This is a genomic window from Rhizobium terrae, assembly GCF_003425685.1.
GTDB classification, from domain to species: domain Bacteria; phylum Pseudomonadota; class Alphaproteobacteria; order Rhizobiales; family Rhizobiaceae; genus Neorhizobium; species Neorhizobium terrae.
Genome location: NZ_QJKM01000015.1, coordinates 20,922 through 33,940 on the forward strand (window position 1 = coordinate 20,922; position 13,019 = coordinate 33,940).

11 protein-coding genes, 1 tRNA gene and 1 riboswitch are annotated in these 13,019 nt (G+C 61.5%); of the genes, 7 read left to right on the forward strand and 5 right to left on the reverse strand.

Translation table 11 applies throughout. The annotated features are described in order from the left end of the window. Entirely contained in the window at window positions 1-657 is a 657-nt protein-coding gene (locus tag DMO26_RS24830) for a thiamine diphosphokinase (RefSeq protein ID WP_205421262.1), read from the reverse strand. Window positions 658-758: 101 nt separating this feature from the next. Between DMO26_RS24830 and DMO26_RS24835 the strand changes: the two genes are divergently transcribed. From DMO26_RS24835 to DMO26_RS24855, 5 genes are all read left to right on the forward strand, one after another. Further along, the gene (locus tag DMO26_RS24835) at window positions 759-1,598 is read left to right on the forward strand and encodes an AAA family ATPase (protein ID WP_117194866.1); all 840 of its coding nucleotides are present in this window, start codon (window positions 759-761) and stop codon (window positions 1,596-1,598) included. Window positions 1,599-1,671: 73 nt separating this feature from the next. Further along, window positions 1,672-1,749: riboswitch (SAM riboswitch) on the forward strand. 60 nt (window positions 1,750-1,809) lie between these two features. Then, entirely contained in the window at window positions 1,810-2,730 is a 921-nt protein-coding gene (gene metA, locus DMO26_RS24840) for a homoserine O-acetyltransferase MetA (RefSeq protein ID WP_117194867.1), read from the forward strand. Window positions 2,731-2,742: 12 nt separating this feature from the next. Continuing rightward, window positions 2,743-3,924 (forward strand): vWA domain-containing protein, encoded by a 1,182-nt coding sequence (locus DMO26_RS24845; RefSeq protein WP_117194868.1) that lies wholly within the window; start codon window positions 2,743-2,745, stop codon window positions 3,922-3,924. A 116-nt stretch (window positions 3,925-4,040) separates the two neighbouring features. Beyond that, window positions 4,041-5,063 (forward strand): aldose epimerase family protein, encoded by a 1,023-nt coding sequence (locus tag DMO26_RS24850; RefSeq protein ID WP_117194869.1) that lies wholly within the window; start codon window positions 4,041-4,043, stop codon window positions 5,061-5,063. A 263-nt stretch (window positions 5,064-5,326) separates the two neighbouring features. Further along, window positions 5,327-7,441, forward strand: a complete 2,115-nt coding sequence (locus DMO26_RS24855; protein ID WP_117194870.1) for a methyl-accepting chemotaxis protein — start codon at window positions 5,327-5,329, stop codon at window positions 7,439-7,441. A 111-nt stretch (window positions 7,442-7,552) separates the two neighbouring features. On the opposite strand, the gene DMO26_RS24860 is transcribed toward DMO26_RS24855, so the two are convergent. From DMO26_RS24860 to DMO26_RS24875, 4 genes are all read right to left on the reverse strand, one after another. Continuing rightward, a tRNA-Gly gene (locus DMO26_RS24860) sits at window positions 7,553-7,627 on the reverse strand. Between the two features lie 204 nt (window positions 7,628-7,831). After that, the gene (locus tag DMO26_RS24865) at window positions 7,832-8,479 is read right to left on the reverse strand and encodes an Isoquinoline 1-oxidoreductase subunit (RefSeq protein ID WP_117194871.1); all 648 of its coding nucleotides are present in this window, start codon (window positions 8,477-8,479) and stop codon (window positions 7,832-7,834) included. A 25-nt stretch (window positions 8,480-8,504) separates the two neighbouring features. Beyond that, window positions 8,505-10,658: a xanthine dehydrogenase family protein molybdopterin-binding subunit gene (locus tag DMO26_RS24870; RefSeq protein ID WP_117194872.1), complete on the reverse strand. Its 2,154-nt coding sequence runs from the start codon at window positions 10,656-10,658 to the stop codon at window positions 8,505-8,507. A gap of 3 nt (window positions 10,659-10,661) precedes the next feature. Then, complete coding sequence (locus DMO26_RS24875; protein WP_117194873.1) at window positions 10,662-11,120, reverse strand: (2Fe-2S)-binding protein; 459 nt, start codon at window positions 11,118-11,120, stop codon at window positions 10,662-10,664. Between the two features lie 310 nt (window positions 11,121-11,430). On the opposite strand from DMO26_RS24875, the gene DMO26_RS24880 reads away from it, so the two are divergent. Further along, window positions 11,431-11,940 (forward strand): prolyl-tRNA synthetase associated domain-containing protein, encoded by a 510-nt coding sequence (locus tag DMO26_RS24880; protein ID WP_117194874.1) that lies wholly within the window; start codon window positions 11,431-11,433, stop codon window positions 11,938-11,940. Between the two features lie 58 nt (window positions 11,941-11,998). Beyond that, a complete protein-coding gene (trxA, locus tag DMO26_RS24885; protein WP_117194876.1) occupies window positions 11,999-12,973 on the forward strand; it encodes a thioredoxin in 975 nt (324 codons plus the stop codon). Window positions 12,974-13,019 lie beyond the last annotated feature (46 nt).

Below are 13,019 nucleotides of genomic sequence, written 5' to 3' on the forward strand. Positions count from 1 at the left end.
TCAGGCTCCTGTAAAATCTTGAGGGCGGGCGAGGATCATCGCCCTGCCGCTCTTTAGATGGAATTCCACCGGCCCTTCCGCAACGTTGGAAACCGTGCGGGACGAGCCGAAGGGAAGCGAGAAATTGTCGAGCGGATAACGCGCGCCGATGATGTCGAGGCCGCCGAGCGCTGAAAAGCCGATGACGGAAAACAGCGAGCCCTTCGGCAGGTCGAGTTTTCTCGAACCGGAAAGCAGCGGCACAGCCTCCTCGTCGCCGGAGGTCAGCAGGATGTCGAAGCCATGTTCGGCAAGGCTCACGGCATGGAAGAGGTGTTGCAGCGCGTGGTCGCTGCGCTCGCCGCCGAGGGCGCCGATGAAGATCAGTCGCGTGGCGCCCCGCTCGATCGCCTCCGCTGTCGCGATCTCGCCGTCGGTCTCGGTCTTGGCCGGTGGGTATGTCCGCCGCTCGACACTTGGAAAGCGCGCCATCAACTCGGCATCCGAGGAGTCGAAATCGCCGACCCACAGCTCCGGCGTGACCCCGAGTGCCGCCGCATGCCGCATGCCGCTGTCGGCCGCAATGAAGCGGCTGTCGGCGACCGCGTCGCGCAGTCGGTCAGTGACGGTCAGGTTGCCGCCGAGCAGGATGGTGAAAGCCGAATGGATCATGGGCATTGCCCATAGCGTAAAGCGGGGCTGGAGGGAAAGTCGCTTGCGCTTGCTTCGCTGATTTCCTGCGCCTAGTTTGCGGCGTGTTTTGCGATCGGGAAGAAGAAATGCAATTTGAGGGTACTGCGGACTATATTGCCGACAAGGATCTGATGGTGGCGGTCAATGCCGCGATCCGGCTCGAACGTCCGCTCCTGGTCAAGGGCGAACCCGGTACCGGCAAGACGGAGCTTGCCCGGCAGGTGGCCGTCGCGCTCGGTCTCGATCTCATCGAGTGGAACATCAAGTCCACCACCAAGGCGCAGCAGGGGCTTTACGAATACGATGCCGTTTCCCGCCTGCGCGACAGCCAGCTCGGCGACGCGCGGGTCCACGACGTCGCGAACTACATCCGCCGCGGCAAGCTCTGGCAGGCTTTTGCATCAGACAAGAAGTTGGTGCTCCTGATCGACGAGATCGACAAGGCGGATATAGAATTTCCAAACGATCTCCTGCAGGAACTCGACCGGATGGAGTTCCATGTCTACGAGACCGGCGAAACGGTGAAGGCCAATATCCGGCCGATCGTCATCATCACCTCCAACAACGAGAAGGAACTGCCGGATGCCTTCCTGCGCCGCTGCTTCTTCCACTATATCCGCTTTCCGGATGTCGATACGCTCGCCCGGATCGTCGAGGTTCATTATCCTGGCATCAAGCAGACGCTGGTGCGCAATGCCCTGACCCAGTTCTACGAAATCCGGGAAATGCCTGGGCTGAAGAAGAAGCCGTCCACCTCGGAAGCGCTCGACTGGATTCGCCTGTTGGTCTCCGACGACGTCGATCCGGTCGATCTCCGTGCCGATGTCAGGAACGCGTTGCCGAAACTGCACGGTGCGCTTCTGAAGAACGAACAGGACGTGCATCTCTTCGAACGCATGGCCTTCATGGCGCGGCGGGAACGCTGAATTGCGCGTGCCCTGCTTGAGCGGAAGGTTTTGCTCCCATTGACGACGGGCGTAGCAAGGCGTATCTGAGGCATCGTGAATTCGTGGTGATTTGGCCGGCCGGCTTGCAGCCACGTAAAAAAAGTCGCTAAAGGGCCGCGAGAAGATGACTTCCCACGGACCGGTCGCGATTTTTTGGTCGCCGCCGGTTTTATTTTTGTGGGTTTGAGACATGCCGATCAAGATTCCCGATACGCTCCCCGCATTCAGCACGCTGGTTTCCGAAGGCGTGCGGGTGATGACCGAAACCATGGCGGTGAGGCAGGACATTCGTCCGCTGCAGATCGGGCTTCTCAATCTCATGCCGAACAAGATCAAGACCGAGTTGCAGATGGCGCGGCTCGTCGGTGCTTCGCCGCTGCAGGTGGAGTTTTCGCTGATCCGCGTCGGCAACCACAAGGCCAAGAACACGTCCGAGGAGCATCTGCTCGCCTTCTACGAAACCTGGGAAGAGGTGAAGGACCGCAAGTTCGACGGTTTCATCATCACCGGTGCGCCGATCGAGACGCTGCCCTATGAAGAGGTCACCTACTGGGAGGAGATGGAGAAGATCTTCGCCTGGACCGAGACCAATGTGCATTCGACGATGAATGTCTGCTGGGGGGCGATGGCGGCCATCTACCATTTCCACGGCGTGCCGAAATACGAGTTGAAGGAAAAGGCTTTCGGTGTCTATCGCCACCGCAACCTCGTGCCGTCATCCGTCTATCTCAACGGCTTTTCCGACGATTTCCAGGTGCCGGTGTCGCGCTGGACCGAGGTGCGCCGTGCCGATATCGAAAAGGTGCCGAGCCTCGAAATTCTGATGGAATCGGACGAGATGGGCATCTGCCTCGTGCACGAGAAGGCCGGCAAGCGTCTCTATATGTTCAATCACGTGGAATACGACTCGACCTCGCTGGCCGACGAATATTTCCGCGACGTCAATGCGGGCGTGCCGATCAAGCTGCCGCACAACTATTTTCCGCATAACGACGATACGCTGACGCCCTTGAACCGCTGGCGCAGTCATGCACATCTTCTGTTCGGCAACTGGATCAACGAAATCTATCAGACGACACCATATGATCTGGAGAAGATCGGTACTGAATAAGTTCGAGACGCGATGTTCATTCCCTTCTTCCTTCACCTGAAAGAAGCCAGGGTGCCCGTCACTCTGCGGGAGTTTCTTGCTCTTCTTGAGGGGATGGAGAAAGGGATCGCGGATTTCGACGTCGAGGCCTTCTATTTCCTCGCGCGCGCTGTGCTTGTAAAGGACGAGCGGTATATCGATACGTTCGATCGGGTCTTTTCCTCCTATTTTCGTGGACTCCAATCCGTTTCCGGCGAGCCGGATCCGGATGTCGCCCATATTCCCGAGGAATGGCTGCGCAAGCTCGTCGAAAAGCATCTGACCGACGAGGAGAAACGGCTTGTCGCGTCGCTCGGCGGTTTCGAGAAGCTGATGGAGACGCTGAAGAAGCGGTTGGAAGAACAGAAGGGTCGGCATCAGGGCGGTTCGAAATGGATCGGCACCGGCGGCACCTCGCCCTTCGGCGCCTATGGCTACAATCCCGAAGGCGTCAGGATCAGCCAGGACCAGTCGCGCCACCGCCGCGCCGTGAAGGTCTGGGACAAGCGGGAATTCCGGGATTTCGACGACAGGGTCGAGCTTGGCACCCGCAACATCAAGATCGCCCTGAAAAGGCTGCGCCGCTGGGTACGGGAAGGGGCGGTCGATGAGCTTGACCTTCCCGGCACGATCCGCTCCACCGCCGAGCACGGTTATCTCGATGTCCAGACCAGGCCCGAGCGGCGCAATGCCGTAAAACTCCTGATGTTCTTCGATGTCGGCGGTTCGATGGACGATCATATCCGCGTGGTCGAGGAACTGTTTTCCGCCGCGCGGGCCGAATTCAAGCATATGGAGCATTTCTACTTCCACAATTGCCTCTATGAAGGCGTCTGGAAGGAAAACCCCCGCCCTTCCGGCCGGGTTGCGACGCTCGACCTCATCCGCGGCTATGGCGCCGATTACGAGATCATCTTCGTCGGCGACGCTTCCATGAGCCCTTACGAGATCACGCATCCCGGAGGCTCGGTCGAGCATTGGAATCAGGAGCCGGGTCAGGCCTGGATCAGCCGCGTCACGGACCATTTTCGTCGCTGCGTCTGGCTGAACCCCGTGCCGGAAGATCATTGGGGTCATACCATGTCGATCGGCCTGGTGCGGCAGCTGGTGAACGATCGGATGTTTCCGCTGACGCTCGGGGGGCTTGAGCAGGCGACACGCGCGCTGACCCGCTGACCCGCTGCCTGGTTGGCTCGCCGCTTGCGGTCGCCGGATTTTTCTTTGCCGGAACATTGCGGCTTGCCGGCAAATCGCGCAGTTTGCCGCCGACCCATTCAGGCGGAGGAGATATTATGGTGGACCAGGATTTCGAGGTTTTTGGCACGACGGCAAATGGCGAGCCGGTTTATCGCGTGAAGCTTGCCGGCGGCGGGTTGAGGGCGAATATCATCACCTGGGGCGCGATCATCCAGGATCTCCGGCTGGAAGGTCATCAACCGCCGCTCGTGCTCGGCTTCGAGACGTTCGATCCCTATCCCGTTCATTCCCCCTATTTCGGGGCGACGCCCGGTCGCTGCGCCAACCGGATCGGCGCCGGCCGTTTTAAGCTCGATGGCAAGCAATATCAGCTCGAACTGAACGAGAGAGGTGTCACGCATCTGCATGGCGGCAGCGACGGCCTTGGCCGCAGCAACTGGACGATCGTCGATCATGCGGCCGACAAGGTCGTGCTCAGGATCACCGACCCGGACGGCCGCGCCGGTTATCCCGGCAATTGCACGGTGACTGCCACCTACCATCTCAAGGGCGATGGCGTGCTTTCGGTCGTTTACGAAACCACGACCGACCGGCCGACGCCCGCCAACATCTGCCAGCATTCCTATTTCAACCTCGATGGACGGGAGGATGCGCTGGATCACGACATCATGATCGCCGCCGATCACGTTCTCGCCCTCGACGACAGGCAGGTGCCGACCGGCGAACTGATGGCGGTGGACGGAACGCCCTTCGATCTGCGGGACATGGGACCGATGAAGAGGTTCGATGGAGATGTCCAGGTCCTGTTCGACCACAATTTCTGCCTGTCGAGAGAACGGACAGGCAAGCGTTCCGTGGCGCTCGCGCGCAGCATCTATTCGGGCGTTTCCATGGAGGTCCGCACGACCGAGCCGGGGGTTCAGCTTTATGCCGCCTTCAAACTCCAGCAAATTCCGGTGCCCGGCCTCGACGGCCGCCAATACGGTCCCTTCGCGGGCTTCTGCCTGGAAACGCAGGTCTGGCCGGACGCGGTCAATCATCCGGACTTTCCGAATGCCGTCCTGCGTCCCGGAGAAGTGCTTCGGCAGGAGACGGACTATGTCTTTTCAAGGCAGTGACGGCTCCGGCCCAATAGATCCTGTCATATAGGACCGGTTGCTTGCGCGCTGATGTAAAATGGGTAAGGCATCGTTTTCATTTGAAATTCTCCTGGCTCCCGGGTGACGAAATCCAAGCTTTCGTCGCCCGCTTTACATCGTGAAATCCCGTTCAATTTGTCATTAGTTAAATTTCAACCGATTTCGTCGTAGTTTTCTTCAGTATCGGCAGCGCTGCCATTTTTGGTTGCTTTCTGTTGTGCCGAACACCACTTGAGGGATATATGGACGAGGTCATCATCAAGAAACCGCTTTCCAGGCGGCTTACCTTCTTCGGGTTTGCAGCCGTGCTTTTCGCTAGCGGTGTGATCGGCGTGTTGGCCTGGGAACGCCAGTCCCAGATGACGGAAAAGGCGCTGCAGACCGAGCTCGAAAGCGACCTTGCCGTCGTCGAGGGCGATATGACGGCGCAGAAACGTGCGGCCTCCGCGCTGGCCCTGACCGTCGCAGCCTTGCCGGATACGGCGCCGCTGATCCTTGCCAACGACCGGCCGGGTCTTCTTGCCCGCTATTCTGCCATGAAGGCGGTGAAGGAGGCGAGCAGCCTGGAGATGATCACCTTCAGCACCGCGGCGGCCGATGTCGTGGCCCGTGTGCATGATCCGGATGTCTTCGGCGACAATATCAAGGCGCGGCGCAAGATGGTGGCGACTGCGCTCAGCGGCAACAAGCTGGTTGCGGGCGTGGAAACCGGCCGCACGGCCGTCAGCCTGTTCGCGACGGCGCCGGTCGTCAGGGACGGCAAGGTCGTGGGCGTGGTCGATGTCGGCCTCAAACTTGTCGACAGCTATTTCTCGCGCATCTCGAAGGAAGTGAATGCGAACGTAGCGCTCTATACCAAGGGCGAGGGCAAGTTCGACAAACAGGCTTCCACCTATCCCGGCGATCCGATCCTGACAGCCGTCGAACTGCAGCAGGCCTATGACAGCGGCAAGGTTCGCCGTTACGCACAGGTCGGGGACAAGTATTTCGCAATAGAAGGTGTCCCGCTGCTCGATTTCTCCGGTGCCAAAGTCGGCGTCCTGGAGATCGCTTCGGACATCACGTCGCTCGTCACCGCAAGCGAGACCGCCATCTGGATGACGGTTGCCGGCAGCGTCGTCGTCTCGATCCTGTCCCTGGTCGGTTTCCTGGTTTTTGCCCGCTCCCTCGGCGGAACCGTTCGTCGCCTCACCGATACCATGGCGAGGCTCGCAGCCGGCGACCTTTCCGCTGAGGTAACCGGACAGGACCGCCAAGATGAGGTCGGCGCCATGGCGCGCGCGGTGCAGGTCTTCAAGGAATCCGCCAACGAGAATGTCCGTCTGGAGCGCGAGACCGCGGAAGCCCGCGCTGCCCAGGAAAACCAGCGCGAACGGCAGGCTGCCATCGACAATGCCAAGGCCGAGGATCTGCGCGCCTTCGTGCATGCGATCGAGGATGGCTTCAACCGGCTTGCGAGCGGTGACCTGACAGTGCGCATGGACCGGATGGTTGCTTCCGAGTTCGAACCGATTCGCGCCAAGTTCAACAGTTCGGTCACCAATCTCGAACAGGCGATCGGCTCGGTCGTCGGCGCCGTGTCGACGATCCGCGCCGGCCTGCAGGAAATCTCCATCGCTTCCAACGACCTTGCCAAGCGCACCGAACAGCAGGCCGCGAGCCTGGAGGAAACGGTGGCGGCACTCGGCCAGGTGACCTCCGCGGTCAAGGAGAGTGCTACCGGCGCAAGCCGTGCCCAGGGTGTTGCGGCTGCGGCGCAGGAGAAGGCACAGCGCGGCGGCGCGATCGTCGCCCAGGCGATCGAGGCCATGGATGGCATCGAGAATTCTTCCGAAGAGATTTCGAAGATCATCGGCGTTATCGATGACATCGCCTTCCAGACCAATCTTCTTGCGCTGAACGCCGGCGTCGAGGCGGCCCGTGCCGGTGAGGCCGGTCGCGGTTTTGCCGTCGTCGCTCAGGAGGTCCGCGGACTTGCTCAGCGTTCGGCCGATGCCGCAAAGGAGATCAAGGCACTGATCTCGACATCCTCGGCGCAGGTCAAGCAGGGGGTCGACCTCGTCACCGCCTCGGGCACGTCGCTCGAAGAGATCGTCGCCGAGGTCGCCCAGATGAGCAGCTTTGTCAACACGATCACCTCGAGCACCAACGAACAGGCGGAAAGCTTGCGCGAGGTTTCAGCCTCCGCCGACCAGATGGACAAGGTCACCCAGCAGAACGCCGCGATGGTGGAAGAAACGACCGCCGCCGCGCAGAATCTCACCCAGGAAACCGACAGCCTCGCCGATATGATGGCGCGGTTCACCACGAGTGCCGGAAATTCTTCTGCCGGCCGACATCGTGCCCGCGCCGCCTGATCCGAGAGCTCCCGACGAAAGCGCGGCCGATTCGACCGGCTGCGTTTTTATCGAAATGATATTGGAAACAGCCCGATAGCAGGCTTCAGACAGTGTATCTTGCTAGGAAACTGGAGCGGGCGAAGGGATTCGAACCCTCGACCCCAACCTTGGCAAGGTTGTGCTCTACCACTGAGCTACACCCGCTCATCAATCCGCCGGTCCGTGGTAGTGAGCTTGACCGGGGCGCCGCGGCTCGTTGCCGGCGACGGGCGCTATATGGCCCAGACTTTTTTCAAATGCAACAGGGAAATGACGATTGTTGTGAAGAAAAATTTAGGAGACGCCAAACCCATTGGAAACCTAAGGTCAGACCGCCGGTTCCCGTGTGGAGAACCGGCGGCATGAGCATCAGGATGCGGGGCAGGCGGCGCCCGTATCGACCCAGGCCTTGATCAGTTCGCCGAATTCGGCTTGAGTGCCTGGCACCGGCTCGCGTCCGGCGCCCGGCTCCCAGCCCCAGCCGACCAGCTCGTCATGCGCCATGTGCTCGACCAGCTTGTCCATGGTCATCCCGCCGTTGCGGGCCGGGTCCTTGATCTGCTGACAGATCTGGCCGAGCGTCTTGCCGGCCCAAGCCATTTCGATCGGTGCGAGATGCCAGGCGGGATTGCCCGGGATGCTCTTGATCGTATCGGCCTGACCGACGACCGGCGTGTTCTCGGCACTATGGCAGGTGGTGCATTGCATGCCGGGCAGGCCCATGCCGCCATCGCCGCGGAAGACCGGTGGCTGGTGCGGATGCATGCTGGCGCCCTGCAGCGGCCGGTCGGTGGCCGGGTGACAGTTGATGCAGCGGGGATGCTGGATGACCTTGCCGGCCTCCTGGAAGAGCGCCGCCGAGCGCTGCTCCTGGTTGGCGATCGACTGGAAGGAAGAGGCAGGCCGGAGGCTCTTCGAACCGGCATCCTGGGCGACCGATATCGGCGAAAACACCGTGCCGGCGGTCATGAACAGACAGGCGGCGGCAACGCCGGTGAAAGCGAGTTTGAACTTCATCGGTGTTTGATCCTCATCCTGGTCGTTAGGCCGAAACGATGTTGACGATCGGAAGCTGCCTGACCGGCGCGCCGGTGAGGCGCCGCCAGGCATTGGCGACCGCCGGGCCGACCGGCGGCACGCCGGGTTCGCCGACGCCACTCGGCTTTTCGGACGACTTGATGATCTCCACCGCCACGTCCGGCATCTCGTTGATGCGGATCGACCGGTAGTCGTGGAAGTTCGACTGGACGATCCTGCCGCCCTTGCCGAGCGTCACCGCGTCGAAGAGGACCGCACCGAGGCCGTAGCCGATGCCGCCTTCCATCTGCGCCTTGATGACGTTCGGGTTCACGGCGACACCGCAATCGACCGCGCACCAGACCTTGTGGACGCGCGGCGCACCTTCCGGCCCGATCGAGACCTCGACGACCTGGCCGACATAGGTGTTGAAGCTCTCCACCACCGCGACGCCGCGGGAGCGGCCCTCCGGCACCTTGGAGCCCCAGTCCGCCATCTCGGCCGCCTTCCGGAGCACACCCGCATGGCGCGGCTCTTCCTTCAGCAGCGCGAGGCGCCCTTCGACCGGATCGCGGCCGATCTTCTGGAAGAGTTCATCGACGAAGGTCTCGACCGCAAAGCCGGTATGCGTATGACCGACCGAGCGCCACCAGAGCGGCGGGACGACCAGGTTCACGTTATGGGAGGTCACCTTGAGGTTGGGGACCGCATAAGGCAGGTTCGAGGCGCCCTCGACCGAGGTCGGATCGAGATCGGCCTTGCCCATGATCGACTGGCCGACGATCACCTGTTCCCAGGCGGTGATCTGCCCGTCGGCATTGATGGCGCCGCGCATCCTGTGGGCATACATCGGGCGATAGAAGCCGCCGCGGATGTCGTCCTCGCGGGTCCACATATGTTTCAGCGGCCGGTTGCCTCCGCTTGCGGCATATACGGCAGCCGCTTCCTGCATGTAGGGCGAGCCGAACTGGGCCTTGCGGCCGAAACTACCGCCGGCAAGCTGGGTGTTGACCCGCACCTTTGATTCCTCCAGCCCGAGAATCTTTGCCGCGACCTGCTGGTCCATGGCCGGGAACTGGGCGCCGTTATAGATATCTACCGAACCATCCGCGGCCTTGATGAAGACGGCGTCGAGCGGCTCCATCGGAGCGTGGGCAAGGAAGGGGAAGACGATTTCGGCTTCCACCGTCTGCAGGCCGGGCGCCTTGAAGGCGTCGTCGACATTGCCCTTGTTGGTCGCTTCGAGGCCCGGTTCGCGGAATTGCTTCACATAGTCCGCAGCGAGTTCTTCCGAGGAGCGGGTTTCGGCTTTGGACAGATCCCATTCGATGCTCAGCGCGTCGCGCCCTTTGAGCGCGGCAAACGTGTTGTCCGCATAAACGGCAACGCCAGAGGGCACTTGCTTCACGTCCACGACGCCCTGCACCTTCCGCGCTTCCGTGGCGTCGAAGCTTTTCACCGCAGCGCCAAAATGTTCGGGATGAGCGACGACGGCAATCAAGAGGTTGTCCGGCGTGATGTCGAGCGTGAAGATCGCCGTGCCATTGGTCTTGCCATGGGTGTCGAGCTTCGGCAGGTCGGTGCCGATCAGCGTGAAGACCTTGGGATCCTTCAGCTTCGGTTCGGCCGGCGGTGCCCGAAGCGCCGCCTTTTCGGCGAACGCTCCGAAACCGCTTTCCTTGCCGGAGGCGGCGTGCCTGATGCGGCCCTTCTCGACGGCGATCTCGGAGCCCGGCACCTTCCATTCGTCGGCAGCTGCCGCGACCAGCATGGCGCGCGCCGTGGCGCCGGCCTTGCGCATCTGCTCGTAGGCATTGGCGATCGAGCTCGATCCGCCGGTGCCCTGCAGGCCGAAGGAAAGGTTCGCATAGACTTTGTTGTCGGTCGGCGAATGCACGGCGCGCATCTGGCTCCAATCGGCGTCGAGTTCCTCGGCGACGAGCGTCGCAAGGCCGGTGAACGGGCCCTGGCCGAATTCGATATGTTTGGAAAGAACGGTCACTGTGTCATCGGTACCGATCTTCACGAAGGCGTTCATCGGCTTTAACGCCGGATCGCCGCCTGCCTGCACGCCGGTTGCAGCGGCAGATGCGAATTTCGGCGCGATCGCCACACCGATGATGAGGCCGGAGCCGGCGATGAAGCCGCGGCGGGTGGTGCTGATATCCTGAATGGTCATGGCTCAGCCCTCCATCGAATTGGCGGCGTTGTGGATTGCGGCGCGGATACGATGGTAGGTGGCGCATCGACAGATGTTGCCGGCCATCGCGCCGTCGATATCCGCGTCGGTAGGCTTCGGCACCATCTGGAGAAGGGCGACGGCCGACATGACCTGCCCCGACTGACAGTAACCACATTGCGGCACATCGAGGCCGGCCCAGGCGGTTTTGACGGCGTCGGCTTCCTTGCCGGAAATGCCCTCGATGGTGATGACTTCCGAACCGTCGACCATCGAAATCGGCGTTACGCAGGAACGCCGCGGCATGCCGTCGAGATGGACGGTGCAGGCGCCGCACTGGGCGACGCCGCAGCCGTATTTTGTACCTGTGAGTTTTTCGAAATCGCGGATGACCCACAGGAGAGGGGTGTCGGCGTCGCCGTCGAACGTTCGTTCCTGGCCGTTGAGCGTGAAGGTGACCATGGTCGGACCTTTCGTATGAGAGGCCGGCGGCTCTGCCGGCAGATGGAAAATGGAAGCTGATGCCATCGGCCGGAGCCGACACTGCGTACGCGAAAAACTCGGCGTCAAAAAAGTTGAGTGAATGAGAATGGTTATTTTTATCAAGCAGATGCGGACATGCCCGCAGCGTGCGGGATTCCGATTTTCCACATATGGTGAGATGGTCGACCATCGTACAAGGTCAAGCTGTTCACAAGATAGTGTGCGCTCGCTTGGCCAGATGAGGCCTTGCGGTTATAGTTGCCAAACCCGCCAACAGAGCATTCCACGCATGACCGAGACCGCACCCAAGACCGCCGAGGATTTGTTCCGTTTCCTCGACAGCCTCAACATTTCCCATTCGACCACGACCCATCCGCCCGTCTTCACCGTTGCGGAATCCGAAAGCCTGCGGGACGAAATCCCCGGCGGGCACACAAAAAATCTCTTCGTCAAGGACAAGAAGGACCGCTATTTCGTGCTGACCGTCGAAGAGCGCGCGACGGTCGACCTGAAGACGGTTCACAAGGTCATCGGGGCGGCGGGCCGGGTCTCCTTCGGCCGGCCGGAAAAGCTTCTCGAATATCTCGGCGTCGTTCCGGGTTCGGTCACTGTTTTCGGCGCCTTCAACGATACGGGCAGGGAAGTGACTTTCGTGCTCGACGAGGAGTTGATGAAACACGACGTCATCAACGGCCATCCGCTCTCCAACGATGCGACGACATCCATCGGCCGCGACGATCTCATCCGTTTTCTTGAGGCGACGGGTCACACGCCGCTTGTCTTGAAAGTGACAGACTGACATACGATCTTTGCAGCCAAAGATAGCCAGCGATACCAAGCGTTCCGGGAGAACATTCATGAGCGGCAGAGACAACCCCTATGGTAGCTCCTACGGCGGCCAGATGAACGTGTCGGCGAGCTACGGCGCCGCTTCTGCCGCCACCGCTGCCGACGGTTCCCATATCAAGGATACCAGCACGGCGGGCTTCACCAAGGACGTTCTCGAAGAGTCCCGTCGCCAGCCGGTTCTGGTCGATTTCTGGGCGCCGTGGTGCGGTCCCTGCAAGCAGCTGACTCCCGTGCTTGAAAAGGTCGTCAACGAGGGTCAGGGCCGGGTGAAACTCGTCAAGATGAACATCGACGATCATCCGTCGATCCCCGGCCAGCTCGGCATCCAGTCGATCCCGGCCGTCATCGCCTTCGTCGATGGCCGTCCGGTCGACGGCTTCATGGGTGCCGTTCCGGAAAGCCAGGTCCGCCAGTTCATCGACAAGCTGGCAGGACCTCCGGGCGCCGACCAGGCCGCGGAGATCGAGGCGGTGCTCGGCGAGGCAGAGACGCTGCTTGCCGGCGGCGATGTGCAGGGGGCCGCTCAGCTTTACGGTGCCGTGCTGCAGGCCGATCCGGAAAATGCCAAGGCTGCGGCCGGCATGATGCAGTGCCTGATCGCCATGGGCGAGACCGCGCGCGCCGGCCAGATGCTCGCGTCCATCCCGGAAGAGCTTGCCAAGGAGCCGGCGATCCAGGCGGTGGCCAAAAAGCTCGAGCAGATCGAGGAGGCTCGCAAGCTTGGCGATCCGGTGGCGCTGGAGCACGACCTCGCCATGCATCCGGACAATCACGAGGCCCGCCTGAAGCTTGCCAAGATCCGCAATGTCGAAGGCAAGCGGGATGAGGCCGCCGAACATCTGCTGCTGATCATGAAGAAGGATCGTGCTTTCGACGACGACGGCGCGCGCCGTCAGCTCCTGGCATTCTTCGAGGTCTGGGGGCCGAAGGATCCTGCAACCATTGCGGCTCGCCGGCGCCTGTCCTCCATCCTGTTTTCGTAATCGCGGCCGATCCCGCGGGGTCGGTCTTGCGTTCTCGGATGGCTGC

Coding starts and splice junctions, on each gene's coding strand:
- DMO26_RS24830 (WP_205421262.1), bottom strand. CDS start 657: ATGCCCATGATCCATTCGGCTTTCACCATCCTGCTCGGCGGCAACCTG.
- DMO26_RS24835 (WP_117194866.1), top strand. CDS start 759: ATGCAATTTGAGGGTACTGCGGACTATATTGCCGACAAGGATCTGATG.
- metA (WP_117194867.1), top strand. CDS start 1,810: ATGCCGATCAAGATTCCCGATACGCTCCCCGCATTCAGCACGCTGGTT.
- DMO26_RS24845 (WP_117194868.1), top strand. CDS start 2,743: ATGTTCATTCCCTTCTTCCTTCACCTGAAAGAAGCCAGGGTGCCCGTC.
- DMO26_RS24850 (WP_117194869.1), top strand. CDS start 4,041: ATGGTGGACCAGGATTTCGAGGTTTTTGGCACGACGGCAAATGGCGAG.
- DMO26_RS24855 (WP_117194870.1), top strand. CDS start 5,327: ATGGACGAGGTCATCATCAAGAAACCGCTTTCCAGGCGGCTTACCTTC.
- DMO26_RS24865 (WP_117194871.1), bottom strand. CDS start 8,479: ATGAAGTTCAAACTCGCTTTCACCGGCGTTGCCGCCGCCTGTCTGTTC.
- DMO26_RS24870 (WP_117194872.1), bottom strand. CDS start 10,658: ATGACCATTCAGGATATCAGCACCACCCGCCGCGGCTTCATCGCCGGC.
- DMO26_RS24875 (WP_117194873.1), bottom strand. CDS start 11,120: ATGGTCACCTTCACGCTCAACGGCCAGGAACGAACGTTCGACGGCGAC.
- DMO26_RS24880 (WP_117194874.1), top strand. CDS start 11,431: ATGACCGAGACCGCACCCAAGACCGCCGAGGATTTGTTCCGTTTCCTC.
- trxA (WP_117194876.1), top strand. CDS start 11,999: ATGAGCGGCAGAGACAACCCCTATGGTAGCTCCTACGGCGGCCAGATG.